This is a genomic window from Erythrobacter sp. A6_0 (assembly GCF_017744235.1).
In the GTDB taxonomy this organism is placed as follows: domain Bacteria; phylum Pseudomonadota; class Alphaproteobacteria; order Sphingomonadales; family Sphingomonadaceae; genus Qipengyuania.
Genome location: NZ_JAGHQR010000002.1, coordinates 261,382 through 285,209, shown reverse-complemented (window position 1 = coordinate 285,209; position 23,828 = coordinate 261,382). Strand labels below are relative to the sequence as shown.

Sequence of the window (23,828 nt, the reverse complement as noted above, 5' to 3'; positions counted from 1 at the left end):
TTTTGCGTCCGGTTGCCGGGCGCTTCCTTTGCGCGAGCGGGATGGTCACCCTCGCCATAGCCATGCCGCTGGCTGCGCAGGATCAGGCGACCGACGCCGCCCTGGAAGACCTGATCCCCGATAGCGCGGTGGAGAACCCGCAGGACTGGGCCATTGAAGAATTCGGGCAAGGTCCGGACGAGACGGATTTGGGCGGGGAAGAACTCGATCCCGAAACGCCGTTGGACGACTCTCCGGAGATCGCCGTCCAATGGCCGGACGATCTCCAATTGTCGCCGCTCGAAATCGACCTTCCCGAAGAAGACATCCAGTTCGCCGATCTCGACGTCGCCGGGCCGGATGTCGCCTTTACCGAGGCCGATCTGGTGCGCCTCAACGATTCGCTCACGCTCGGCTTTCCGCAGCTCGATCCGCCCTTCACCGAGCGCGGCGATTTCGTGGAGCGGTTCGAAGCGCTCTCCACCATCGAGGAGCTGGACGGCGACGACGAGAATATCGCCCAGCTCGCCGCGCGTGCTCGCGAGGACGAGGAATTGCTGACCGAATTGCTGCGGGTTTACGGTTTTTACGACGGACGGATCGCGCGTTCCATCGGGACGAACGCGCCAGGCGGCGCAAGCGCGAATGACGGCGCGACGCCGAATCCTACCGTGCGGTTCGATGTCATTCCCGGCGAACGCTATCGCTTCGGCGCGATCGATCTAGGCGCGCTCGCCATGGCGCAAGATGCCGAAACCTTAAGGCGCGCCTTCGAGATCGAGAGCGGCAATCCGATGCAGAGCGACCGGATCGAGACCGAACGCTTCGACCTCGACACGGCGCTAGGCGAATTCGGCTATGCCTTTGCGCGGATAGACGAGCCGCAACTGCTGATCGATCACGAGCGCAATCAAGGCGATCTGACCATGCCGGTCACGCCCGGCGGCAAATATGTGTTCGGCGCGGTGACCAGCAGCGACGAGGATTTCCTCTCCGGCGATCACCTCGCCGCCATCGCGCGCTTTGATCCGGGCGATATCTATCAGCGCAGCCTGGAGCTCGATCTGCGCCGTGCGATCACGGCCACCGGACTGGTTTCTTCGGTCACGATCGACCCGCGCGAAGTGAGCGCGCCGCAGGGAGACGAGCCGGGCGTGGTGGCGATGGATGTGGGGATCGAACGCGCCGACCTGCGCACCATCGCAGGCGCGATCGGATACGGTTCGGAAGAAGGCGTGCGCGTCGCGGCGAGCTGGGAGCATCGCAATCTCTTCCCGCCGGAAGGCGCGCTGAAGGTGCGCGGTATTCTGGGTACGCAGGAACAATTGCTCGGCGTCGGGCTGCGCAAGAACAATTTCGGCGGGCGCGACCGCATTCTGAGCCTCGATGCCTATGCCAGCACGATCGACAGCCCGGCTTTCGACGCGAACACGGCGGGGCTTCTCGCGACGTATGAGCGGCGCTCGACGCTGCTGTTCCAGAAACCAGTAAGCTGGTCGATAGGCGTCGAATTGGTCGCCACGGACGAACGCCCTCCGGCGGTCAATGGCGTCGCGGCGCCGCGTTCGACCTTCCTCGTCGCGGGTATACCCGGCTTCATCCAGCTCGATACGACCGACGATCTGCTCGATCCGACCGAAGGTTTCCGCGTCTCGGCGAATCTGTCCCCCGAGGTTTCGCGCAATCGCGGAACGCAGAGCTTCTATCTGCGCGCCCGGACCGATGCCTCGACCTATCGCCGGGTCACTGACAGCGTCGTGGTGGCGGGCCGCGTCGCATTCGGCGCCGTTCCCGGAACCGATCTGGAAAACATCGCTCCCTCGCGCCGCTATTATGCGGGCGGCGGCGGATCGGTGCGCGGCTATGGCTTCCGCCAGATCGGCCCGCGCGACACTCTGGGCGACCCCAGCGGAGGGCGCAGCCTGGTCGAAGGCGCGATCGAGGCACGGATCCGCACCGGGCTTTTCGACGGCGCGGTATCGGTCGTCCCGTTCCTCGATGCAGGCTCGGTCAGTCCGGACGTGATCCCCGATTTCGAGGAGATCAAGCTGGGGGTCGGCGTGGGCTTGCGCTATTACACCGGCTTCGGTCCCTTGCGTGTCGATGTCGGTGTTCCGCTCAACCCCGGGCCCAATGACAGCCCGGTCGCAGTCTACGTCTCGCTCGGTCAGGCGTTCTGATGGACGAGGAGACCGTTCCCCCACGCGAAGTCGAAACGGCGCCCGACGATGCGGCGCGTCCGAAAGGACGCAAGCGCGCGATTGCTGGCCGGTCGGCGAAATGGCTGGCCGGGATCGTGGCGGGAATCCTGTTGCTGATCGTCGCAGCGGTCGTCACGCTGAACACACCCGTCGGGGAGCGTTTTCTGGCGGACCGTATTGCGGCGCGCACGCTGCCCAACGGCCTCAATATCCGTATCGGGCGGATCGAGGGCAATCTCTACGGGCGCGCCACGCTTCACGATGTGGTGCTCTCCGATCCGACCGGACCGTTCATGACCATTCCGGAAGCGGAGGTGGACTGGAATCCGGGCGCATGGCTGCGCAATACGCTCGATATCGACGAATTCACCGCGCGGCGCGCCACGCTGATGCGCCTGCCCGAATTTTTGCCCAGCGAGAAGGACGGGCCGATCCTGCCCGGTTTCGATATCGCGATAGACAGGCTGGCCATCGAACGCCTGACGCTTGCCGAAGGCATCCTGGGCGGCCGGGCCGAGACGCTCGATCTGCTCGCAGAGGCCCAGCTGCGAGATCGTCGGCTGAAGGTCGATACGCGCGGCTCGATGGGATCGGGCGATCGCTTTGCCGCTCTGATCGATGCCGCACCCGACCGGGACCGCTTCGATCTCGGCCTGAATTACGTCGCGCCCGAAACCGGGGCCATCGCGCGGCTGCTGGGCGCCGAAGCGCCGTATCGTGCGCGCATCGTCGGTGATGGCAGCTGGAGCCGATGGGACGGATCGCTGTTGGTGCGACGGGGAGACGAGCGCTTCGCGGCCTTCCGGATCACCAATCGCGCCGGGCGTTTCGGCCTGCTCGGCCAGGCGACGCCTGCGCCTGCGCTTGAGGGGTTGTTGGCGGACATGTTCGAGGGAACCGTTTCGGTGAGAGCCGAAGCGCGGATCGACAATCGCCGGATTGACGGGACCTATGCCGTCTCGGCACCCGCCTTCGCCGCGCAGGCCGAAGGGCTGATCGATCTCGCCGAAAATCGCGTGGACGAATTCGCCCTGTCCGTCACATTGCGCAATCCCGGCCTGTTCGGCGGTATTCGGCTGGAGAATGCCCGGCTCGCGGCGACAATCGACGGTGCGTTCCGCGATCTGGCCGTCGATCATACGCTGGAAGTCGGACAGCTGGTCAGCGGCGGCACGCGTATCGCCGATCTCGTCCAGCGGGGCACGGCGCGCTATGACGGTTCGCGTTGGACCTTCCCGCTCGACGCCGGGTTGGCGCGCATCACGACAGGAAATTCGCTTCTCGACCCCCGGCTGGCGAATGGCTCGGTGCGCGGCACGGCCGTGCTCAGCGGGCGCAGACTGACCGCCGAAAATCTCGCTCTGCGGTTTCCCACGGCGAGTGCGGATGTCGCGGTACAGGGCGATCTGGCGCGCGGCCTTTTCGGCATTGCAGGCGATGTGCGCGCTCAGCAGGTCGCCTTCGACGATATCGGGCGGGCGAGCGGTTCGGCCCGGATCAGAGCGGCTATCGCACCCGGAACCTGGCAGGTGCGCGCCGATCTCGATGCGCGGGTGAATCCGGTGACGAATGCGACGCTGGCCAATCTGGTGGGCGAGCCGATCCGGTTGCGCGGTGGATTGCAATTCGGCTCCGGCGCGCCCTTGCGGTTCGACGGTCTCAACGTCGCCGCGAGCAAGCTGACGGCGCGGCTCGACGGGATGATCGCGCAGGGTGTGACGACGCTGGCCGGGACGGGTCGCCATGTCGATTACGGGCCGTTCACGATCGAAGGACGGCTTGCGCCTGGCGGGCCGGAGGCTGTGCTCGTCTTCGCCGATCCTCTGCCTGCCGCGGGGCTGCGAGATGTGCGCCTCGCGATAGCGCCGAGCGAAAACGGTTTCCGGATCGAGACCGAGGGCGGCTCCACGCTCGGCCCGTTCGACGGCGTGCTGACCGTGCTCGCTCCGGGTGACGGGCCGACGCGGATCGCGATTGAACGGCTCAGCGTCTCGAATACCAATGTGCGCGGCGATCTGACGCTGACGGAAAGTGGCATTGCCGGGGATCTGGCGCTGGCGGGCGGGGGTCTGGATGGCACGATAGCGCTGGCGCCGCGCGGCGGCGGGCAGGGTTTCGACCTCGATCTGGAAGCGCGCAACGCGGTGTTCGGCGGTGCCACTCCGATCACGATCGCGCGCGCGACGGTCGATGCGCGCGGGCTGATCGCGGATGGCAATTCGACCGTGTCCGGCACTACGCGCGGCGCGGGTCTTACCTACGGAACGCTCTTCATCGGTCGCTTCGCTGCGCAGGGCGAAGTGACGAATGGGCGCGGCACGATTGATGCTTCGATCGCCGGACGCCGCAGCGGCAGCTTCGCGATGGATCTGAAAGCAGGCATCGCGCCCGAACGGATCACGCTGGCGGCGCAGGGCGAATTTGCCGGACGGCGCATTACCATGCCGCGCCGCGCCGTGTTCGCGAAGCTGGAGGATGGCGGCTGGCGAATGGACCGCACTCTGGTGAAGTTCGGCAAAGGCGGCGTGCTTGCATCAGGACGGTTCGGAGGCGGCGAAACCGCATTCGATCTGGCCCTTTCGCAGATGCCGCTTTCGCTCACCGATATCGCCGTGCCCGATTTGGGCCTCGGTGGCACGATTTCGGGCCGGATCGAATTCGCGAAGGGCGCCGATGGATTGCCGCAGGGCCAGGCGCGCGTGAAGGTAGACGATCTGACGCGTTCGGGCCTTGTCCTGTCGAGCCGGCCGGTCGACCTCGCGCTGGTTGCCAATCTGACTGCGAACCGGCTGGAAGCCCGCGTAGTGGTGGAGAACCAGGATATCAGGCGCGGACGGATCCAAGCCGTGATTGCCGGATTGCCGCAGGACGGAACGCTCGACGAGCGATTGCGGCGCGGCGCGTTGCGGGCGCAATTGCGGTATCAGGGCGCAGCGGAGAGCCTGTGGAGGCTTGCTGCGGTCGACGCCTTCGACCTGACCGGCCCGGTTGCCATTGCAGCGGACGTGACCGGTACGCTTGCCAACCCGCGCGTGCGCGGCTCGCTGCGCAGCACGGCGCTACGAGTGCGAAGCTCTCTATCGGGCACGGATATTCGCGATGTTGCCGTGCGCGGCAATTTCGCCGGATCGCGCCTGCGCCTGCTGCGCTTCAAGGGCACCGCGCCCAATGGCGGAACGGTCACGGGCAGCGGAACGGTCGATCTGGAAGGGCTGGGGGAGCGCGTGCAGGGCCGTTTCCTCGAAGCACGCGGACCCAAGCTCGACCTCAAGGCGGCTGCGGCGAACGCGAAACTGCTCGACGCCAACGGGATCGAAGCGACGGTGACCGGCCCCTTGCGAATTGTTTCCGACGGTTTCGGCGGGACCATCGCAGGCAGAGTGCGGATCAACCGCGCGAGCTGGCGGCTTGCCACGGCTGCCGAGGATATGCGCCTGCCCCGCATCGCCACGCGCGAGATCAACCGGCCCGCCGATATCGGCCAGCGCGTGGCCCCCGGACGGCCCTGGCGGTACCTGATCGATGCGCGCGGCAACAATCGCATCGACGTTGACGGGATGGGGCTCGACAGCGAATGGGGCGCCGATATCCGTCTGCGCGGAACGACGGACAATCCGCGCATCGGGGGCGAGGCGCGCGTCGTGCGAGGCGATTACACCTTTGCCGGAACACGGTTCGAATTGTCGCGCGGAATGATCGAGTTCGACGTCACGCGCCCCATCGATCCCAGCCTCGATATCCGTGCGGAAAGCGAGCGCGACGGGATCGAGGTGGAGGTGCGCGTCGTGGGCAGTTCGGAAGAACCAGAAATCACTTTCAGTTCGAACCCGGCTTTGCCCGAAGAGGAAATTCTCGCCCGCCTTCTGTTCGGAGGATCGATCACGAACCTGTCCGCTACCGATGCGCTGCAATTGGGCGCGGCGGTCGCGTCCTTGCGTGGTGGGGGCGGGATGGATCCGATCAATCAATTGCGCAGCGCGATCGGGCTCGATCGGCTGCGTATCGTCAGCGCGGATCCGGCGCTCGATCGCGGAACCGGAATTGCACTGGGCAAGAATTTCGGCCGCCGGTTTTATGTCGAGATAATCACCGACGGCAGAGGCTATTCCGCGACCGAAGTCGAATTCCGAATCACGAGCTGGCTGGCGCTGCTCGCTTCGGTATCGACGATCGGCCGCGAAAGCGTGGTGGCTGAGATCAGCCGCGATTACTGAGCGGCGGCACCGGTCTCGTCGCTGGCACCGGCATTCGTAGCGCCCTGAGGGATCAGAGCGGCATCGATCGGGATGACGACCCCATTTCCGGCTTCCGTGCCCTCGCTTGCGAAGGTCGCGCTGTTGGTGCCATCGCGCGAAACGCTGATCGCGTCTCCTTCGCGTGAGAAAGTCAGCGATCCGCCGCCCATAGTTGTCATGGTGACGGGGCCACCTTCCGCGTCGATCGCCTGGCCGATTGCGTCGGGCGTGATGTGGCCCGGAACGATATGTTCGCGCATCAGGCCGACGAGGAGCGGGCGCTGTTCCACTTCGAGCAGCAGCTGGCCGCTTTCGCCAAGGGCCGCGAACGCCTCGTCGGTCGGAGCGAAGATCGTATAGCTGCCCGATCCATCGAGAACTCCGGCAAGCTGCGCGTCGGTAAGAGCGCCGGACAGTGTCGAAAGATTGCCCGCAGAGGCGATCGCTTGAGCGACCGTGTCCCGATCGGTCGCTTCGGTTGCAGGGGCTTCCCCCGGTTCGGAGCTGCATGCCGCGAGAGCCAGGCTGGCAGGCAGAGTGACGAGCGCCAGAGAGCGCCAAGTGCGATTGAACATTATGAAACTCCGGTTCAGGTCAGCAGGTCGATGGCTGCGGCCACCAGCTGGGTCTGCGGATCGACCCGGTACACATATCCGTCCGAGTAGCGATAATTGGCTTCGGGCGTGTCGTAATAGCGATCGCGATAGGCGGAGGGGACGTTGTAGACGTCGTAGCCACGCGGCATCGGCTGGCCGACGGTGAACTGATCGCCCGTCAGCAGCGCCGCGATCGACTGGATCGCGCTCGTCGTCGGATCGACGCGATAGATCACATCGTCCGCGTAACGATAGTTCTGCGGCCCGCCCAGACTGTAATAATCGACGTAATAATCGGGAAGGCTGCTGCTGCCGTAGGAATTCGGCCACTGGTTTCCGATCGCCAGCGCACCGCCGAGCAGGGGAATATAACCGGCAATATCCGACCCACTGCGCCGCAGCAGATAGCCATCGTCGTAGAAGTAATTGCCGCGATCATAACCCGACAACCCGAAAAGTGAGGGTTGGTAGATCGAACCGTAAGGCGCGCGCTGACGCGCAAGGCCCGGAGGCTGGCAGCCATTGTTCTTCTTCGCCAATCCCGGCGGACACCCGTCGATCACCGAGGGCGCATAGCCGAAGGTTCCGCCATAACGGCCTTCGGTCTGAATATAGCGGTCCCGGGTCCGGTCGAGCGTGCGATCGAGAATGCGCCCGTCATTCGCGCCGTTGCCGCGATTGTTCGCAGCGTTGCGATTGCCGTTTCCGTTGCCGTTATTTCCGCGCAAATCGCGCTCGATCTGCTTGGCTGCCCCTTGGCCGTTGCCGCGTTCGAGCGTGCGGACACCGGCATTGCCGTTTCCATTGCCATTGCCATTTCGCGCGTTGGGGTTGCCCGCGTTTCCATTGCCCCGTTCGGCCTGAACCGGCGGACCGCCGCGTTCGGCGTTGCCATTGCCCTTATTGTTGCCGTTTCCACGATTGCCCTTCGCGTCGGGTCCGGCCTGGGCAGCGGCGGGCGGGCCGCCGCGATCGTTGCCACCATTTCCCTGTCCGTTGCCCTTGCCGTTTCCTTGGGCGATCGCGCCTGTCGCGGCGAGAGCGAGGATCGCTACACTGCTGGTAAGAATACGCATTTGTTAACTCCTGATCGGAAACCCAACGGCGTATTTCGCACCCGGTTCCACAGTAACGACGAGTCGAGACGAGCGTCCGAGAAAAGGATTAGCGGTCGGATCGGTAAAGCTGCGCTTCTGCGTCCCGGCGTTTCACGAGGCCGCGCAGAACCCTTCCGCCGGCGTATTTCCAGCGGGCAAACTCGCGTGCCGCCGCCGAGTGATCGCCGGCGCGATGCAGTCGCGTCAGACTCGCCCGACCGATCGCGCCGGTGTTGTAATGGAAGCTGACGAGCGCATCGAATTGCGCCTGCGTGGTCGGAGCATCGCCGATCGCATCCGCGACTTCGGCGGCATATCCTTCGAGATCGCGGGCGAATCGTTCATCGCACTGGTCCTGAGTCCATACCGTATCCGGTCCGATTCCAGGCCCGGTCGAGCCCCAGCCGATCGTCCATGGAGCGCCGCCCGTCCCGGGGTCGGGATAGGCGGCCACCATTCCGTCGTCGCGACGCCGGGCACAGCCCTCGAACTGCTTGATCAGCGCGATACCGCCGGGGCCGATGGTGTGGGGGTGGAGAAACTTGGAATCCGGATCGTCGAGATCGTCGAGTGCCGCGTCGATCAGATCGACCTCGTCCTGCCGAAAGGGGCGGCCGAGCAGGCGGCGGATCAAGTCGAACAGAGGCTTGCGGATCATCGGGGGCCTCCAGCGCCGAATCGAGGGAGGCGGAGCAAGTAGGCGCGCAATGGGCCTGTAGGAAAATGGTTTTTTGCCGAGTAAAGCCGCTCGCGACAGGATCCTAAGGCAGCCGGACAAAAAATTGGGGCGCCCGGATTGCCCCGGACGCCCCGCTCGGTGAAGGCTGGCCTTTAACCGCTAAAGGTTAAGCGGAATAGTACATATCGAACTCGGCCGCGCACGGCGTCGTTTCGACGCGCAGGACTTCGTCCCACTTCAGTTCGATATAGGCGTCGATTTGGTCCTTGGTGAAGACATCGCCCTTCAGCAGGAAGTCGTGATCGGCCTCCAGGTTCTCCAGCGCTTCGCGCAAGGAACCACACACGGTCGGCACGTCGGCCAGTTCGGCGGGCGGCAGATCGTAGAGGTTCTTGTCCATCGCTTCGCCCGGATGGATCTTGTTGGTAATCCCGTCGAGGCCCGCCATCAGCAAGGCGGCATAGGCGAGGTAGGGATTGGCCATCGCATCGGGGAAGCGGAATTCCACGCGCTTCGCCTTCTCGCCCGCACCGTAGGGGATGCGGCACGAAGCCGAACGGTTGCGCGCCGAATAGGCGAGCAGGACCGGCGCTTCGAAGCCCGGCACCAGACGCTTGTAGCTGTTGGTGGTCGGGTTGGTGAAGGCGTTCAGCGCCTTGGCGTGCTTGATGACGCCGCCGATGAAATAGAGGCAATTGTCGCTGAGGCCGGCATAGCCATTGCCAGCGAAGGTCGGCTTGCCGCCATCCCAGATCGAGAAGTGGGTGTGCATGCCCGAACCGTTATCGTCCTTGATCGGCTTGGGCATGAAGGTCGCCGACTTGCCGTAGGCATGAGCGACCTGGTGCACGACATACTTGTAAATCTGCATGTTGTCGGCGGTTTCGACCAGGGTCGAATAGGTGAGGCCCAGTTCGTGCTGCGCGGCGGCGACTTCGTGGTGATGCTTGTCGCAGGGCAGGCCCATTTCGATCATGGTCGAGACCATCTCGCCACGGATGTCGACCGCGCTGTCCACCGGCGCGACGGGGAAATAGCCACCCTTGGCGCGGGGACGGTGAGCCATGTTGCCCGCTTCGTATTCGCGGCCGGAATTGGTCGGCAGCTCGATATCGTCGAGCGTGTAGCCCGAACCGGCATAGCCGTCTTCGAAGCGGACATCGTCGAACATGAAGAATTCGGCTTCCGGGCCGACATAGACGGTGTCGCCCACGCCGGTCGACTGCAGGAATGCCTCGGCGCGCTTGGCGGTGGTGCGCGGGTCGCGGGCATACCATTCGCCGGTCGACGGTTCGACGATGTCGCAGAACACGATCAGCATCGGCTCGGCGCTGAAGGGATCGACATAGACCCGCTCGAGGTCAGGCTTCAGGATCATGTCGCTTTCGTTGATGACCTTCCAGCCCGCGATCGAGGAGCCGTCGAACATCAGCCCGTCTTCGAGCTGATCCTCGTCGAGCGTCTTGGCGACCATGGTCAGGTGCTGCCACTTGCCCTTGGGATCGGTGAAGCGAAGATCCACCCATTCGATGCCTTCGTCTGCGATGCGCTTGAGGACGTCGCTTGCATTGCTCATGTAATCAGTTTCCTTGCTGGTTTCGAGTTGCGCCTTGCGGCGGGATGTCGCTTGGATGGCGGCGTTAAATGGCGTCGTCGTCGCGTTCACCGGTGCGGATGCGCAGCGCGCTGTCGAGGGAGGAGACGAAGATCTTTCCATCCCCGATCCGGCCGGTCTGAGCGGCGGCGGCGATCGCTTCGACGGTGCGTTCGGCGATATCGTCGCTCACGACGACTTCGAGCTTCACCTTGGGGAGAAAGTCGACGACATATTCCGCGCCGCGATAGAGTTCGGTGTGGCCTTTCTGGCGGCCGAACCCCTTCGCTTCGGTCACGGTGATGCCGGACACGCCGATTTCGTGCAGCGCCTCCTTCACCTCGTCGAGCTTGAAGGGTTTGATGATCGCTTCGATCTTCTTCATGAAACCGGGAATTCCCCCAACCTGTAAGGCGTTTCGGCGCTGCGCGGTTCGCCGATCCGGGCGATCCTTAAGGATCGGTTACCAAGAATCGTGCCAGATCGTTGCGACCCGCTGGCAGGGAGCCTAGAGGATCGAAAGCGCGCGGCAAAGGGCGCATTCCGGTATCTTTTGCATAGTCGGGCGAGCCGGGCTTGAAATCCGATCGCCTCATGCGACGATCTGCTGCCCAAACACCGGGCGAGCGCTGCCTGAAAAACAGGCAGGCTAGAGCGACAGGCCCGTCGTTTCCGGCAGGCCGCACATCAGGTTGAGGTTCTGGATCGCCGCACCGCTCGCGCCCTTGCCGAGATTGTCGAGCCGGGCGACGAGGCGGGCGTTGCTGCCGCCCTCATTGCCGAAAACGAACAATTCCATCCCGTCCCAAGGCTCGGCCTCCCGCTGAAGCACGAGTTCGCTTGGGTTTCCGTCGCGACGCACCGACACGACTGACGATCCGGTGTAGAAATCGGCCAGGCTAGCGCGCAGATCGTCGGCATGGGGTTCGCCCGCCATAGCGCCGAGATGCAGCGGTACTTCCACGATCATGCCGCGATAGACCGGCACGACCGCAGGGGCGAACAGCACCGAATGCTCCAATCCGGCCCGCGCCTGCATTTCAGGCAGGTGCTTGTGACGAAGATCGTACCCGTATGCGCGAAAGCCCGGCGCGTCGTCCCTCTCGAAATCCGTAATCAGGGCCTTGCCGCCGCCCGAATAGCCGCTGACGGCGTTGACGGTGAAAGGCCAATCCGCGGGGAGAAGTCCTTCGCGCACCAGCGGAGCGACGAGGCCGAGGAAACCGGTGGGATAGCAGCCGGGATTGCTGACCCGGCGCGCATCGGCCACGCGTTCGCGGCCGACAAGTTCGGGAAACCCGTAGCACCAGCCTTCGGTGGTGCGATGCGCGCTCGATGCGTCGATGATGCGCGTGCCCTTTGAGGGATCAAGCAGTTCGACCGCGTCGCGCGCCGCATCGTCGGGGAGGCACAGGATCGCGATATCCGCCTCGTTCAGCGCCTCGCGCCGGGCCTCCGCGCTCTTGCGGTGCGCTTCGTCGAGCTGGATGAGCTCGAACTCGCTACGGCCGTTCAGGCGGTCGAGAATTTCCAGGCCGGTGGTTCCGGCGGCGCCGTCGATGAAGATCCGGTCGGCCATGGGCTATTCCGTCGGTTCGAGTGTGCCGAGCTGGACATAGCCGCTCGGCCCTTCGGGTCCGCAGGCGATCCACGCCCATTCGCCCGCGCAATCGAGCAACTCGACAGGCGTCCCGGCTGGAAGACTCGCCCCGATATCCGCGTCTTCGCGCATGGCGAGCCGCAAGTGGACGCTGTTCGGGCCTATCTTGCGGCAGAGGGGAACGACATATTGCGTCGCGAGATATTGGCCCGCCAGCGCGATATGCGCCAGATCGCCACGCAAGGGCTTCGTGCCGGGCGCGGGTTTGCGCACCGGACCGGTCAGGCCCACCGTTTCGGTCGGAAGCGAATAGTCTGCGGGCCTGCTCACGGAAATCGGGCGATCGTACCTGTTGATGGATTGAATCTGGCGCGCTTAGCCGCCTCGGGCGCGGCTCGCAAGTTCGGCTGCATGACCGGGCGTTGCGTCCTTTTACGACCCGTAGCGATCCTTGAGCATGTGCCACGCCGCGCGCAGGCCGTAGGCATCGCCGCCCTTTGGGCGACCGGGCTTGGCCTGCGGGCGCCAAGCATAGGTATCGAAATGCGCCCAATCGATGCCTTCGCCGACGAACTTGTCGAGGAACAATCCGGCAACGCTGGCCCCGGCAAAGCCGTTGCTTGCCGCATTATTGGTGTCCGCGATGTCGGAGGCGAGATATTCACGATAGGCTTCGGGCAAAGGCAGACGCCACGGCGCATCGTCATGAGCCTTGCCCGCCGCGATCAGCGCATCCGCCGTCGCATCATTGCGGGCCATCAGGGCGGGGAGGTCCGGACCCAGCGCCACGCGCGCCGCGCCGGTCAGCGTGGCGAAGTCGAGGATCAGATCGGGATTCTCCTCGCTCGCACGGGTCAGGGCATCGCCCAGGATCAAGCGACCCTCGGCATCGGTGTTCCCGATCTCGACAGTCAGCCCTTTTCGCGACGACAGCACGTCGCCGGGGCGGAAGCTTTCGCCGGAAATCGCATTCTCGACCGCGGGCACCAGCAGATGCAGCCGCACCTTGAGCCCGGCCTGCATCACCAGTCCGGCCAGCGCGATCGCATGCGCCGCGCCGCCCATGTCCTTTTTCATCAGCATCATGCCCGATGCGCCCTTGATGTCGAGCCCGCCCGAATCGAAGCAGACGCCCTTGCCGACCACGGCCAGCACGGGGTCGCTTTCCTTGCCCCAGGACAGATGCATCAGGCGCGGCGCATGGCGGCGCGCGGCAGCCCGCCCGACGGCGTGAACCATGGGGTAGCCGCGTTCGAGCGCATCGCCGCGCACTGTTTCGAGCGTGGCACTATGGGTCTTCGCAAGCGCCTCTATCCGCTCCTCCAGGGCTTCCGGCCCCATGTCCTCTGCGGGCGTGTTGACCAGATCGCGCACCAGGCAGACGGCTTCGGCCTCGGCGCGGACCGCATCGATGCGGCCTGCCTTCTCGGTCAGGAGAATGCGGGGCCCGGTGGGCTTTTCCGGCTTTTTGTAGCGATCGAACACGTATTGCGCGGTCTGCCAGCCATGCAGGGCCGGGCCGGGATCGCCGCCCGACGCATCCTTCGCCAGACGATAGGTGCCTTCGGGGAGGACCTCGGCCAGCTTGGCCAGACACCAGCTCGACAGGCTTTGCGGATCGGCCACGCCGCCGACGGCGAACCAGCTTTCCCCATCAGGCACGATCGCCGTCTGATAGCCGCTCCCGTCGAATTTCTGCGCCTCGAGTGCGGTCCGCTGGGCGGCGTTCAAGCCTTTTGCGAAACCCTCGAACCCGTTCTTATCGGTCAGGTGGATCGCGATCGCGTCCTGCCCGCGATCGGGCTGGATCAATGCTTCGCCCGCGTTCATAGTGCCGCTCATACTTCTATTTCCTCACGTCAATCTTCGCACAGGAAACCCAACCCCGATGCGCCTGTTCCTGATTCCCTTGCTGCTGTCGAGTGTGCTGGCAAGCGGCGCCTGCAGCGAAGCGCAGGAATACGAGGCCAAAGTGGGTCTGGAAGAGGGCGCAGGCTCCACGACCGATCGATCGGTCGCCGCTACCGCGAATGATACCGATGCCGAGCCTGGCGCTGTCGAGCTTGAGAACGAGCGGGTCGAATTTTCCCACACTTGGCCCGCAGCGGCGAATGCCATTCCCAAGCTGGCGGTGCGGTTCGAAAGCGAGGCGCAGACTGCGCTTGGCGAAGCGCAGGCAATGGCGGCGGAGGATCAGGCAGCCTCGCGCGGGGAGGGGTGGGAGTTTCGCCCTCACGCTGCGGAAAAGGAATGGGAGACGGTTGCCGACATTACCGACTGGCTGAGCCTTTCGGCCTTGATCTATTCCTATACCGGCGGGGCGCATCCCAATTACGGGTATGACAGCCTGGTTTGGGACAAGCGGGCCGATACCGCCCGCGCCCCGCTCGACCTGTTCCGCAGCGCCGCCGCCTTCAAGACTGCGTTGTGGGGCAGATTCTGCGACGCTCTCGACGCGGAACGGGCCAAGCGACGCGGCGAAGCGGTCGATCCGCAGTCGGACAACGCCTTCAACACATGTCCCGAACCGCGCGAAGTGACGGTGCTTCTGGGATCGAGCAACACGCAGACCTTCCACAGGATCGGCATTCTGATCGGCCCCTATGTCGCCGGGCCCTATGCCGAGGGATCGTACGAATTTACCTTTCCGGTCGATTCCGCCGTCATCGACGCGGTCGATCCCGACTATGTCGAGGCCTTCAGCCGGGCTCCGCAGAAGCAAGCTCGCATTTCGGGCGATTGATCGCTACATCGCGCGCCATGACAGAATATCAGGAAATCGACGGGCGCGAGACCGTCTATCGCGACGGCACCATCAAGCTGCATGGCGAAGAGGGTTTCGAAGGCATGCGCCGCGCCGGACGGCTGGCAGCGCAGATCCTCGACGAGGTCGCCCCGATGGTCGAGCCGGGCGTGACCACCGCCGCGATCGACGACAAGATTCGCGAGCTGATGCTGGATGGCGGCGCTGCGCCTGCTACGCTCGGCTATCGCGGCTATACCCACAGCAGCTGCATCTCGATCAACCACGTCGTCTGCCACGGGATTCCCGGTGAAAAGCCACTCAAGGACGGGGACATTCTCAATATCGACGTGACCCCGCTGCTCGACGGATGGCACGGCGATACCAGCCGGATGTTTTTTGCAGGCGAACCTTCGCTCAAGGCGAAGCGGCTGGTCGAAGTGACGTACGAATGCCTGATGCTCGGCATCGAGGCCGCGCAGCCGGGCGCTCGTGTCGGCGATATCGGCGCCGCGATCGAAGCCCATGCCCGCCAGTATCGCTATGGCGTGGTGCGCGAATTCTGCGGCCACGGGCTCGGCCGCTTGTTCCACGATGCGCCCGAAGTGATCCACGCGGCGAAGGCCGGGACCGGGCCGCTGCTGAAGCCGGGCATGTTCTTCACCATCGAACCGATGATCAATGGCGGCCGCCCGCATGCCAAGGTGCTGAACGACGGCTGGACCGCCGTGACGCGTGATAAATCGTTGAGCGCCCAGTTCGAACATTCGATCGGCATCACCGAGACCGGGAACGAGATCTTCACCGGCAGCCCGAAGGGCCTCGACAAGCCACCTTACTGAACGGCGCGATCAGCCTTCGCGTGCGGCTCTGATCGCCGCTCCGGCGACGAACGGCGTCACTGCACACAGGCCCAGGCTGATGGCGGCCGTCAGGGCTAATCCCGCCGTGTCCGGGCGCGACAGGGCGCCTGCACCGAAGATCAGGATCGGGATCGCCAGCGGGATCACCATAAGTCCGGCGAGAGCCGCGCCTTGGCGCAGGGCAGCGGTAAGCGCCGCGATGGCGAGGCCGATCGCGGCTAGGCCGGGCGTTCCGGCGAGCAGGCCCAGCAGCAGCACGCGAACCGTTTCTCCCGACAGGCCGAGAAGCGCGGCGGCGGGGAGCGTTGCGAGGAGCAGCAGCGGCCCGAAGGCCAGCCAGTGCGCGACGAGCCGGCTCGCCATCGCCCATTCCTCGGATATGCCGCGCAGCGATAGCTGATCGAAGATGCCTGCTTCCAAGTCGGCGGCAATCAACCGCTCCAGCGGCAGGATCGCCGCCAGCAGCGCCGCGATCCAGATCACGCCGCCGCCGGTACGGGCGAGCATTTGCGGCTCGGGCCCGACCGCGAAGGGATAGAGCATCGCCACGGCGAGGAAGAAAAGGAGCGGCAGCAGCGTACCGCCACGCCTTCCGCCGGGCAGCAGCGTCGCGAGATCGCGGCGCAGGAGCGTTCCGATCACCACGAATAATCTCTCAGATCGAGAGCGGTTGCATCGGTCATTGCGATCGGCTGGTGGGAGGCGACGATCGCGATACCGCCAGAGGCGCGATGATCGGCAATCAGGTGCTCGACCACTGTCACGCTATCGGCGTCGAGGCCGTTCAGCGGCTCGTCGAGCAGCCAGTGATCGGCCTGCTGGCCGAGCAGGCGCACGAGGCCGGCGCGCTTCCTCTGCCCGGTCGAAAGATAGCGCACCGGCACGTCCATCAGCGCTTCGATGCCAAGCATCTCGGCATGCTCGCTCGTCAGCTTTTCCGAACCGTCGAGCGCGGCCCAGAAGGCGAGCGCCCTGTCTAAGGTGACTGCCTCGTCCAGCGCCAGTCGCCCGTCGAGCAGGGCGACAGAGCCCGACCACTCGACCGATCCGCGCGAAAAACCCTCGCCATGCGTAGCCAGAAAATCGGACGGTTTGCGCAGTCCGGCGAGTATCTGGATCAGGCTCGACTTTCCGATCCCGTTCGGCCCGGTCAGATGCAGCGCCTCGCCGCGCTCCAGCGTCAGATCGAGACCGCCGAACAGCGGCCGGTCGCCCCTGCGGCAATAAAGCTCCCGCGCCGTGAGACCCGCCCCTTGCATGGGGCGCAGCGATAGGCAAAAGGCGCGGACCCCACAAGCGCAGGAGCATATCATGCCGGTCGAGGAATTGAGCCAGGAAGAACGCGACAGCTGGATGCGCGCATTGCCCGAATGGTCGCTCTCGCGCGAAGGCAAGGCGATCGAGCGCAGCTTCGAATTCGCCGATTTCTCCGAGGCCTTCGCCTTCATGGCGCGCGTGGCGCTGATCGCGGAAAAGCGCGATCATCACCCCGAATGGTTCAACGTCTACAACAAGGTGGACGTGACGCTGACCACGCATGACGCAGGCGGATTGTCCCTGAAGGACATGAAGATGGCCAAGGCGATCGGCGCGCTTCTCTAACCGAGACCCTATCCCAGGCCGCGGGCGCTGGAGCGGGTCTGCTTGCGGACCACGCCCGGCATCCAGCGGCTGAAAAAGCCCAGCCGCTTGGCGGTCTTGCCCACCAGCGTGTGCAGTTTGTCGCCATGCACAGCGTCCCACGCGGCATCCGCGACATCCTGAACCGGAGTGATTTCCAGCCCGGCATCGGTCACGCGCTGGCGGATGTCCTGATTGGATCCGGCATTGGGATTCTTGTCGAGCAGAGGCGTGTCGATGAAGCTGGGGCAGAGCGAGCGCACCGCGATCCCGTCATCGGCCCATTCTCCGTCGAGGCTTTCGGTGATCCCGCGCACGCCGAACTTCGTGGCGGAATAGACGCTGGCCCCCGGCGTCCCATAAATGCCCGCCGCGCTGGCAGTGTTGAGCAGGCACGATCCCGGCGCGGTCTTCTTCAAATGCTCGTACGCCGCCTGCGCGCCGAACAGGACGCCCTTGAGATTGATGTCGAGACAGCGTTCGATCTCGTCGGTCGAGTTCTCCATCAGCGTGCCGCCCAGCGGGATACCGGCATTGTTGACCACCACGTCGATCCGGCCGCCCGCCGCCATGGCGAAGCCGCTCAGCGCTTCGTCCCAGGCTGCGCGATCGCGGACGTCGAGCTTGTGAGTGTAGGAATAGCCGCCGGGGAGGAAATCCTCGGTCACCGCCATGCCATGCGCATCGATATCGCCGAGGCCCACGAACCAGCCCTCGCGCCCGAAGCGGATCGCGATCGCCCGCCCGATGCCCGAGCCTCCGCCGCTGATGAAGATAGCCTTGCGGTCCGCCATGTCGTGTCTCTCCCTAATCGTCTCGATGCGTCGGCTCAAAGCGCCGGATTGTTGTAGATATGCCAGGTGAAGATGGCCATCGCGCCGCGATTCGGCCGCCACTCTTCGGCTAGGGCGCGGGTTTCTTTCTCGCTCGGGCGTTCTTTCAGGTCGAGCAGTTTGCCGAGCCCTGCTTGGACGGCGAGATCGCCCGCCGGCCAGATATCGGGGCGCCCTTCGGCGAACAGCAGGTAGATTTCCGCGGACCAGCGCCCGATCCCCTTGATCCTGGTCAGGTCCGCGATCGCCGCCTCGTCGTCGCCGGGCAGGCTCTCCAGATCGAGCTCTCCGTCCGCGACCAATTCGCATAGCGAGCGGGCATAGCCCTGTTTCTGGCGCGACAGGCCGCAGGCGCGCAAGGTTTCGAAATCGCGTTCGAGTAGGCAGGCGGGGGTGAAATCTTCGCCCAATTCGGCCTCCAGTTTGGTCCACACCGATGCCGCTGCGGCGACCGAGACCTGCTGGCCGACGATGGTGCGCAGCAGGGTCTTGTACCCGGTGTCGCGCAGGCGCGGTTCGGGATAGCCGGTTCTGGCAAGCGCATCGGCCACGCGCGGCTCCTTTGCCGCAACCGCGTCGATCCCGTCCCTCAATTGCTCTGCGGTCAGTCCCATGCCGGCGTGCTGCCGCTCCTTGCCAAAACTGCGCTCGCCCCGTAGCAGCGCGGCGACTGGCAAACCACAGGAACGAGGCCGCGACAATGCCCAAGCTGATCGTAACCACCCGCGAAGGTGAAACATCCGAGATCGACGTCGCGGACGGGCTGACCGTCATGGAGGCGATCCGCGACAATGGCTTCGACGAATTGCTGGCGCTGTGCGGCGGATGCTGTTCCTGCGCGACCTGCCACGTCCACATCGATCCTTCCTTCCAGGACAAGCTGCCCGCCATGAGCGAGGACGAGGACGATCTGCTCGAATCCTCCGACCATCGCGATGCCAATTCGCGGCTTGGCTGCCAGATCCCCTTCACCGGCGACTTGGACGGGTTGAAAGTGACCATCGCGCCCGAAGACTGATGGAAGACTGATTTCGGATCGCTTTGCGGCCTGCAAGCGCATCTAGTTTGCGACCGCCGGAGCGACTGCCTACCTCTTCGGCATGACTGCCATACCCCTTAGCGCCAATAGGCGCGCCGATACGCTCGACCTGATCGGCAACACGCCGCTCGTCCGCCTCGCCGGGCCGAGCGAGGCTGCCGGATGCGATATTTTCGGCAAGTGCGAATTCGCCAATCCGGGCGCGAGCGTAAAGGATCGCGCCGCGCTCTACATCATCCGCGATGCCGAGGCGCGGGGCGAATTGAAGCCCGGCGGAACGGTCGTGGAAGGGACGGCGGGCAATACCGGGATCGGCATCGCGCTGGTTGCCAATGCGCTGGGCTACCGCACGATCATCGTGATGCCGGACAACCAGTCCAAGGAAAAGATGGACACGCTGCGCGCTTTGGGCGCCGAGCTGGTCACCGTTCCGCCGACCAAATATTCCGATGCCAACCATTTCGTCCACACGAGTCGCCGCCTCGCCGAAGAGACCGAGGGTGCGATCTGGGCCAATCAGTTCGACAACACCGCCAACCGCAAGGCGCATATCGAAGGCACCGCAAAGGAATTGTGGGAGCAGTTGGAAGGCCGGATCGACGGTTTCACCTGCGCTGCGGGCACTGGCGGCACGATCGCGGGCGTCGGCATGGGCCTCAAGGAATTCGACGAGACCGTAGCGATCGCGCTGACCGATCCGCATGGCGCTGCGCTCTACGATTATTACGCGCATGGCGAGCTGAAGTCGGAAGGCTCCTCGGTCGCGGAAGGGATCGGGCAGGGGCGCATCACCGGCAATCTCGAAGGCGCACCGATCGATACGCAGTTCCGGATTTCGGACGAAGAGGGGCTCGAATGGGTCCGCCGCCTGCTGCGCGAAGAGGGGCTGTGCCTCGGCCTGTCGAGCGGGATCAATGTTGCGGGCGCGATTGCGCTGGGACGGCATCTGAAGGAACAGGGCCGCGAAAATCCGCGCGTGGCGACGATCCTGTGCGATACCGGCTTCCGCTATCTCTCTACCCTCTACAATCCCGAATGGCTGCGCGCGAAAGACCTGCCGGTGTTCGACTGGCTCGAACCCGCCGCCTGATTCGGCGGTTGAGGGCGTGGCGCGAAGGCGATTGACCCGATGCGCCTGCGCGCCCTATCTGGCTTCATGGCTCGCTTGTTCGATCCCCGGCGCAAGGCCCGTACGGTCGACGCCGCCACCGGCCTTTCGGGCGATGCGCCATCCGTGCCGCTGGGCGGAACGCGCGCGCAAACGACCCAGCGGCTCCAAGTCGGAATCGCCGGACTTGCGGGCACGCTCCTGTTGATCGGCCTGATCGATCTTATCGAAACCCGTGCCGACGAAACCGAGCGGACGGCGGTTCCCGAAGCGGTCGCCACCAACCAGCCCAGCGCCACACCGACGCGCTCCGATCCGCTGATCGATGCCGGGGTCGTTCCCGACCTGCCGGCCAACCCGGTGCCGGAAACGCCAGCGGGCGGGGAAGCGCCCATCCTTCCCGAACAGGGTGGAGGCGAAAATAGCCCGCCGCAATAAGCGCGCTTCCTCGCCGGGAGCGACCACGGCGCTCGTCGCTTGCCTGCTGGCGTGCGTGTCCTGCTCTCCTCATGCCGATGCCGATCCCGGCGTGGAACAGGTGCGGGAACAGACGGCACAGCCTCGCCTCGGCCTGATGTCCACACTGCCGATCTACTGGAACGAGGCGGTGGAGTTTTCCGACCTCCTCGATGACGGGCGGCAAATGAACTGGGTGCGCAGTGCGCTGGAGCGCGATTATGCGCTCGAACCGCTCGACGTGCTGACTCCCGAAACGCTCGCGCCGCTCAGCCGCCTGGTCCTGGCTCAGCCGCGGGCGCTTTCGGCAGAGGAAAACGTCGCTCTCGACGACTGGGTGAGGGGCGGGGGACAGGTGATCGTGTTCGCCGATCCCATGCTGACGCGCCATTCCGAATACCGGCTGGGAGACCCGAGACGCCCGCACGATGTGGCGCTGCTCTCGCCGATCCTTGCGCGCTGGGGGCTGGAGCTCGAATTCGACTCGGGCCAGGACGAGGGTGAGCGACTGGTCGAGGCGTTCGGCCTCACCGTTCCGGTGCGGATCGCCGGCACGTTCCGGCTGCGCGAGGAGGGCGGCGAGGCCGATTGTACCCTGTCGCAGAGCCGCCTGATGGCGCGTTGCACGATCGGCCAGGGACGCGCGCTGCTCGTCGCCGATGCCGCCGTGCTCGATGAGAGCGAGGCGCATGACGCCGGCGGGGAAGCCGAGGACGACTCCGGCGAGGACCACTCCGGCGAGGATCGGCGCGAGGCGGCCCTGGACGGCATCCTGAACGACGCCTTCGGCACCTGACTCCCGGTTCGGGGAAATCGCGGGAGAGGCCGGTTGGGGGCTCCCGCCGCTCCAGACATTTTCCTCGTGAATGGCCCGCGAGAGTGGCCGAAATCCGCAGATTTCGAGCATTTTTGCGCCGATCGGTGGCGGATTACCGAAGCATCGAAAGTAAGAATGCGTTTACGATGGCGCCGAGAGAAAGATACACAAAAACAGTAGTTTATCGGTAAATCCCCAAAAATCCCCTACTTTTCCCTTCCATCCCCAGCGCTCCCGCTGTATTCCCTATGGCACATCGGACAGACCGAATCCGTCTCGCGCCCTCCGGCTCGGGGCACGCTGCAAGCTCGTGGGTGCTTTCGGCGGCGGGGAAGGTGTGCCGAGTGGAGATGGTGATTTTTACCTGAGCGTATTTGGGGGCGGAAGCGGGTGCTTTTCGGGGGATATAGCGGACAAGCCTATTCGCCTGCGGGCGATAAAGGCCGCTATGTCCTTCCGCCGCTGTTTCGCAAGGCGGTGAAGGAAAGCAGCGATTCCCGCACCCTATGTCTGACCAAGCACGATCGCTGGAACTGCCTTGTCGGTTTCGGCCTGTCCCGCAAACTCGAATTCGAGGCGCAGCTCGATCGCGAGGAAGAGATGGCGTTCAAGTTCCAGCGCGATTTCGACCGGGAAACCCGTTCGAGCCAGCTGTACGGCTTCGCCGAGCTTCCCTTCGACGATAGCGGGCGGTTCGTCATGCCGGACTATCTGCGCGGCCTCGCCGATATCGAAAACGGCCTGTTCTTCCAGGGCAGCGGCCGGTTTTTCAGCGTCTGGAACCCCGCCGAACTGATGCGCATGGGCGACGATTGGGCCGCCGCCAAGGCCGCCTGCCAGGCGCTGGTGGCCGAGGCCGAAGCCAAGGCGAAGCGCAAGTGAGCCAGCCTCACATCCCCGTCCTCCTAGACGAGGTGATCGCCGCGCTCGACCCGAAGCCGGGCGACGTGATCGTCGATGCCACCTTCGGCGCGGGCGGCTATACCCGCGCGATCCTCGACAAGGGGGCGCAGGTCCACGCCTTCGATCGCGACCCCGATGCGATCGCCAACGGCGCGGCGATGGTCGCCGAATACGAAGACCGCCTGACGCTCCACCCGCACCGCTTCTCCCAGATGGTCGCCGCGCTGCGTGACGCGGGCGTGGCCTGTGTCGACGGTGTCGTCATGGATATCGGCGTCTCGTCGATGCAGCTCGACCAGGCGGAGCGGGGCTTTGCCTTCTCGCATGACGGCCCGCTCGACATGCGGATGAGTCAGACGGGCGAGAGCGCCGCCGATTTCCTCAACACCGCCGATGCCGATCAGATCGCCGACGTGCTGTATCTCTACGGCGAGGAGCGCCAGTCGCGCCGCGTCGCCCGCGCCATCGTGGCCGCGCGCCCGTTGGAGACCACGGGCGATCTTGCCCGCGTGGTGAGGAAGGCATTGGGTCACAAGCCGCACGACAAGAAGGATCCTGCGACGCGCAGCTTCCAGGCGGTGCGCATCCATGTGAATGGCGAGCTGGACGAGCTGGAACAGGGCCTTGCCGCAGCCGAAACCCTGCTCGGCGAAGGCGGCCGCCTCGCCGTGGTGAGCTTCCACAGCCTCGAAGACCGGATCGTCAAACGCTTCCTGCGCGATGCGTCGAGCGCGCCTGCCGCCTCGCGCCACTTGCCCCAAGTCGACAGCTTCGAGCCCGCCTTCACCCGCGTCAGCAAGGCGATCCGACCGGGCGAGGCCGAGATCGCACGCAATCCCCGCGCGCGCTCTTCCGTCCTGCGGCACGCGGTGCGTAGTGCCACCCCGGCGAGGGAAGCAGCCTGATGGCCAGCGCTCCCCCCTCTCGCCCGCACGGCAGCCGTATCCGCCAGATCGGCTGGATGCTGGCGCTGAGCCTGTGCCTTGCCGCCTTCCTTGCGCTGACCTTCAAGGTGAATGCCGTGAAAAGCGACGTGCGGCTGGCGGAGCGCCAGATCATCGCGCTCGAACGCCAGACCCTGATGCTGGAGGTCGAATTCCAGACCCGCGCCAGCCAGCGCCAGCTTTCGCAGTGGAACGCGGTCGAATTCGGCTATGTCGCGCCGCGCGCCGATCAATATCTCGAAAGCGAGCGGGAACTCGCCGTGCTCGGCCTGCCGCGCGGCCTCGACGCGCCCGATCCGATTCGCGTCGCCAAGGCGCGTCCGCAGGCCGAAGAAGGTCTTTTCGCCGAATGGATGGCCGATACCGATACGGCAGGCGATAACGGCGAGGACGCGAGCGATCTAGATTCCGGCGGATACGAAGCGGCGGGCAATCTGACCCAGCGTCTCGCCCGCTCGCCCGCTTTGCCGAGCGCTTTGGCGGAGACCGGCCAGTGAACGCCTATTCCCCGATCACGCGCG

The 23,828-nt window shown here is 65.0% G+C and carries 24 protein-coding genes; 12 read left to right on the top strand and 12 right to left on the bottom strand.

What is annotated here, in order from left to right:
• The first annotated feature begins 41 nt into the window (after positions 1-41).
• Together J7347_RS07115 and J7347_RS07110 are read left to right on the top strand one after the other, a co-directional pair.
• On the top strand, positions 42-2,159 hold the full coding sequence (locus J7347_RS07115; protein WP_209161477.1) for a BamA/TamA family outer membrane protein: 2,118 nt from the start codon (positions 42-44) through the stop codon (positions 2,157-2,159).
• Positions 2,159-6,394 carry a translocation/assembly module TamB domain-containing protein gene (locus tag J7347_RS07110; RefSeq protein WP_209161476.1) on the top strand — a complete coding sequence of 1,412 codons (4,236 nt, stop codon included), beginning with the start codon at positions 2,159-2,161 and terminating at the stop codon, positions 6,392-6,394. The genes J7347_RS07115 and J7347_RS07110 overlap by 1 nt, the downstream gene beginning before the upstream one ends.
• Here the strand turns inward: J7347_RS07110 and J7347_RS07105 are convergent.
• From J7347_RS07105 to J7347_RS07070, 8 genes are all read right to left on the bottom strand, one after another.
• Entirely contained in the window at positions 6,388-6,990 is a 603-nt protein-coding gene (locus J7347_RS07105) for a fasciclin domain-containing protein (protein WP_209161475.1), read from the bottom strand. The genes J7347_RS07110 and J7347_RS07105 overlap by 7 nt on opposite strands.
• A 14-nt stretch (positions 6,991-7,004) precedes the next feature.
• Positions 7,005-8,087, bottom strand: coding sequence for a hypothetical protein (locus tag J7347_RS07100; RefSeq protein ID WP_209161474.1), 1,083 nt, complete (start codon positions 8,085-8,087; stop codon positions 7,005-7,007).
• A gap of 88 nt (positions 8,088-8,175) precedes the next feature.
• Complete coding sequence (locus J7347_RS07095) at positions 8,176-8,766, bottom strand: lysozyme (protein WP_209161473.1); 591 nt, start codon at positions 8,764-8,766, stop codon at positions 8,176-8,178.
• A gap of 187 nt (positions 8,767-8,953) precedes the next feature.
• Positions 8,954-10,363: a type I glutamate--ammonia ligase gene (gene glnA / locus J7347_RS07090; RefSeq protein WP_209161472.1), complete on the bottom strand. Its 1,410-nt coding sequence runs from the start codon at positions 10,361-10,363 to the stop codon at positions 8,954-8,956.
• A gap of 64 nt (positions 10,364-10,427) precedes the next feature.
• Entirely contained in the window at positions 10,428-10,766 is a 339-nt protein-coding gene (locus tag J7347_RS07085; RefSeq protein WP_209161471.1) for a P-II family nitrogen regulator, read from the bottom strand.
• A 264-nt stretch (positions 10,767-11,030) separates the two neighbouring features.
• Positions 11,031-11,960: an N-acetyl-gamma-glutamyl-phosphate reductase gene (argC, locus tag J7347_RS07080; protein ID WP_209161470.1), complete on the bottom strand. Its 930-nt coding sequence runs from the start codon at positions 11,958-11,960 to the stop codon at positions 11,031-11,033.
• 3 nt (positions 11,961-11,963) lie between these two features.
• Complete coding sequence (locus J7347_RS07075) at positions 11,964-12,311, bottom strand: hypothetical protein (protein ID WP_209161469.1); 348 nt, start codon at positions 12,309-12,311, stop codon at positions 11,964-11,966.
• Positions 12,312-12,413: 102 nt separating this feature from the next.
• On the bottom strand, positions 12,414-13,811 hold the full coding sequence (locus J7347_RS07070; RefSeq protein WP_209161723.1) for a leucyl aminopeptidase family protein: 1,398 nt from the start codon (positions 13,809-13,811) through the stop codon (positions 12,414-12,416).
• 58 nt (positions 13,812-13,869) lie between these two features.
• Between J7347_RS07070 and J7347_RS07065 the strand changes: the two genes are divergently transcribed.
• Both J7347_RS07065 and map read left to right on the top strand, forming a co-directional pair.
• The gene (locus J7347_RS07065) at positions 13,870-14,724 is read left to right on the top strand and encodes a DUF4163 domain-containing protein (protein ID WP_209161468.1); all 855 of its coding nucleotides are present in this window, start codon (positions 13,870-13,872) and stop codon (positions 14,722-14,724) included.
• 17 nt (positions 14,725-14,741) lie between these two features.
• Positions 14,742-15,566, top strand: coding sequence for a type I methionyl aminopeptidase (gene map / locus J7347_RS07060; protein WP_067682497.1), 825 nt, complete (start codon positions 14,742-14,744; stop codon positions 15,564-15,566).
• A gap of 9 nt (positions 15,567-15,575) precedes the next feature.
• Here the strand turns inward: map and J7347_RS07055 are convergent, their stop codons facing one another.
• Complete coding sequence (locus J7347_RS07055; RefSeq protein WP_209161467.1) at positions 15,576-16,229, bottom strand: heme exporter protein CcmB; 654 nt, start codon at positions 16,227-16,229, stop codon at positions 15,576-15,578.
• Positions 16,226-16,846 (bottom strand): heme ABC exporter ATP-binding protein CcmA, encoded by a 621-nt coding sequence (gene ccmA, locus J7347_RS07050; RefSeq protein WP_209161466.1) that lies wholly within the window; start codon positions 16,844-16,846, stop codon positions 16,226-16,228. Before ccmA ends, J7347_RS07055 begins: the two co-directional genes overlap by 4 nt.
• A gap of 52 nt (positions 16,847-16,898) precedes the next feature.
• Here ccmA and J7347_RS07045 point away from each other — a divergent pair, with 52 nt between their 5' ends.
• Positions 16,899-17,189: a 4a-hydroxytetrahydrobiopterin dehydratase gene (locus tag J7347_RS07045; RefSeq protein ID WP_067682547.1), complete on the top strand. Its 291-nt coding sequence runs from the start codon at positions 16,899-16,901 to the stop codon at positions 17,187-17,189.
• Between the two features lie 8 nt (positions 17,190-17,197).
• On the opposite strand, the gene J7347_RS07040 is transcribed toward J7347_RS07045, so the two are convergent.
• Both J7347_RS07040 and J7347_RS07035 read right to left on the bottom strand, forming a co-directional pair.
• Positions 17,198-18,001 carry an SDR family oxidoreductase gene (locus tag J7347_RS07040; RefSeq protein ID WP_067682491.1) on the bottom strand — a complete coding sequence of 268 codons (804 nt, stop codon included), beginning with the start codon at positions 17,999-18,001 and terminating at the stop codon, positions 17,198-17,200.
• Between the two features lie 35 nt (positions 18,002-18,036).
• Positions 18,037-18,654: a DNA-3-methyladenine glycosylase 2 family protein gene (locus J7347_RS07035; protein ID WP_209161465.1), complete on the bottom strand. Its 618-nt coding sequence runs from the start codon at positions 18,652-18,654 to the stop codon at positions 18,037-18,039.
• Between the two features lie 86 nt (positions 18,655-18,740).
• Here J7347_RS07035 and J7347_RS07030 point away from each other — a divergent pair, with 86 nt between their 5' ends.
• The 7 genes from J7347_RS07030 (at position 18,741) to J7347_RS07000 (ending at position 23,804) form a co-directional block, all read left to right on the top strand.
• Positions 18,741-19,058, top strand: a complete 318-nt coding sequence (locus tag J7347_RS07030) for a 2Fe-2S iron-sulfur cluster-binding protein (RefSeq protein ID WP_067682486.1) — start codon at positions 18,741-18,743, stop codon at positions 19,056-19,058.
• 82 nt (positions 19,059-19,140) lie between these two features.
• A complete protein-coding gene (locus J7347_RS07025) occupies positions 19,141-20,169 on the top strand; it encodes a cysteine synthase A (RefSeq protein ID WP_067682484.1) in 1,029 nt (342 codons plus the stop codon).
• 66 nt (positions 20,170-20,235) lie between these two features.
• Positions 20,236-20,625, top strand: coding sequence for a hypothetical protein (locus tag J7347_RS07020; RefSeq protein ID WP_156502075.1), 390 nt, complete (start codon positions 20,236-20,238; stop codon positions 20,623-20,625).
• Positions 20,626-20,680: 55 nt separating this feature from the next.
• On the top strand, positions 20,681-21,439 hold the full coding sequence (locus J7347_RS07015) for a Gldg family protein (RefSeq protein WP_209161464.1): 759 nt from the start codon (positions 20,681-20,683) through the stop codon (positions 21,437-21,439).
• A gap of 411 nt (positions 21,440-21,850) precedes the next feature.
• Positions 21,851-22,342 (top strand): division/cell wall cluster transcriptional repressor MraZ, encoded by a 492-nt coding sequence (locus J7347_RS07010; protein WP_209161463.1) that lies wholly within the window; start codon positions 21,851-21,853, stop codon positions 22,340-22,342.
• Positions 22,339-23,268 (top strand): 16S rRNA (cytosine(1402)-N(4))-methyltransferase RsmH, encoded by a 930-nt coding sequence (rsmH, locus tag J7347_RS07005; protein ID WP_067682475.1) that lies wholly within the window; start codon positions 22,339-22,341, stop codon positions 23,266-23,268. The genes J7347_RS07010 and rsmH overlap by 4 nt, the downstream gene beginning before the upstream one ends.
• Positions 23,268-23,804: a hypothetical protein gene (locus J7347_RS07000; RefSeq protein WP_067682472.1), complete on the top strand. Its 537-nt coding sequence runs from the start codon at positions 23,268-23,270 to the stop codon at positions 23,802-23,804. The genes rsmH and J7347_RS07000 overlap by 1 nt, the downstream gene beginning before the upstream one ends.
• The last annotated feature ends 24 nt before the right edge of the window (positions 23,805-23,828 follow it).

What these genes read in the sequence shown, in the direction of transcription:
- J7347_RS07115 (WP_209161477.1), top strand. Translation starts at nt 42, where the DNA reads ATGGTCACCCTCGCCATAGCCATGCCGCTGGCTGCGCAGGATCAGGCG.
- J7347_RS07110 (WP_209161476.1), top strand. Translation starts at nt 2,159, where the DNA reads ATGGACGAGGAGACCGTTCCCCCACGCGAAGTCGAAACGGCGCCCGAC.
- J7347_RS07105 (WP_209161475.1), bottom strand. Translation starts at nt 6,990, where the DNA reads ATGTTCAATCGCACTTGGCGCTCTCTGGCGCTCGTCACTCTGCCTGCC.
- J7347_RS07100 (WP_209161474.1), bottom strand. Translation starts at nt 8,087, where the DNA reads ATGCGTATTCTTACCAGCAGTGTAGCGATCCTCGCTCTCGCCGCGACA.
- J7347_RS07095 (WP_209161473.1), bottom strand. Translation starts at nt 8,766, where the DNA reads ATGATCCGCAAGCCTCTGTTCGACTTGATCCGCCGCCTGCTCGGCCGC.
- glnA (WP_209161472.1), bottom strand. Translation starts at nt 10,363, where the DNA reads ATGAGCAATGCAAGCGACGTCCTCAAGCGCATCGCAGACGAAGGCATC.
- J7347_RS07085 (WP_209161471.1), bottom strand. Translation starts at nt 10,766, where the DNA reads ATGAAGAAGATCGAAGCGATCATCAAACCCTTCAAGCTCGACGAGGTG.
- argC (WP_209161470.1), bottom strand. Translation starts at nt 11,960, where the DNA reads ATGGCCGACCGGATCTTCATCGACGGCGCCGCCGGAACCACCGGCCTG.
- J7347_RS07070 (WP_209161723.1), bottom strand. Translation starts at nt 13,811, where the DNA reads ATGAACGCGGGCGAAGCATTGATCCAGCCCGATCGCGGGCAGGACGCG.
- J7347_RS07065 (WP_209161468.1), top strand. Translation starts at nt 13,870, where the DNA reads ATGCGCCTGTTCCTGATTCCCTTGCTGCTGTCGAGTGTGCTGGCAAGC.
- map (WP_067682497.1), top strand. Translation starts at nt 14,742, where the DNA reads ATGACAGAATATCAGGAAATCGACGGGCGCGAGACCGTCTATCGCGAC.
- ccmA (WP_209161466.1), bottom strand. Translation starts at nt 16,846, where the DNA reads ATGCAAGGGGCGGGTCTCACGGCGCGGGAGCTTTATTGCCGCAGGGGC.
- J7347_RS07045 (WP_067682547.1), top strand. Translation starts at nt 16,899, where the DNA reads ATGCCGGTCGAGGAATTGAGCCAGGAAGAACGCGACAGCTGGATGCGC.
- J7347_RS07040 (WP_067682491.1), bottom strand. Translation starts at nt 18,001, where the DNA reads ATGGCGGACCGCAAGGCTATCTTCATCAGCGGCGGAGGCTCGGGCATC.
- J7347_RS07035 (WP_209161465.1), bottom strand. Translation starts at nt 18,654, where the DNA reads ATGGGACTGACCGCAGAGCAATTGAGGGACGGGATCGACGCGGTTGCG.
- J7347_RS07030 (WP_067682486.1), top strand. Translation starts at nt 18,741, where the DNA reads ATGCCCAAGCTGATCGTAACCACCCGCGAAGGTGAAACATCCGAGATC.
- J7347_RS07025 (WP_067682484.1), top strand. Translation starts at nt 19,141, where the DNA reads ATGACTGCCATACCCCTTAGCGCCAATAGGCGCGCCGATACGCTCGAC.
- J7347_RS07020 (WP_156502075.1), top strand. Translation starts at nt 20,236, where the DNA reads ATGGCTCGCTTGTTCGATCCCCGGCGCAAGGCCCGTACGGTCGACGCC.
- J7347_RS07000 (WP_067682472.1), top strand. Translation starts at nt 23,268, where the DNA reads ATGGCCAGCGCTCCCCCCTCTCGCCCGCACGGCAGCCGTATCCGCCAG.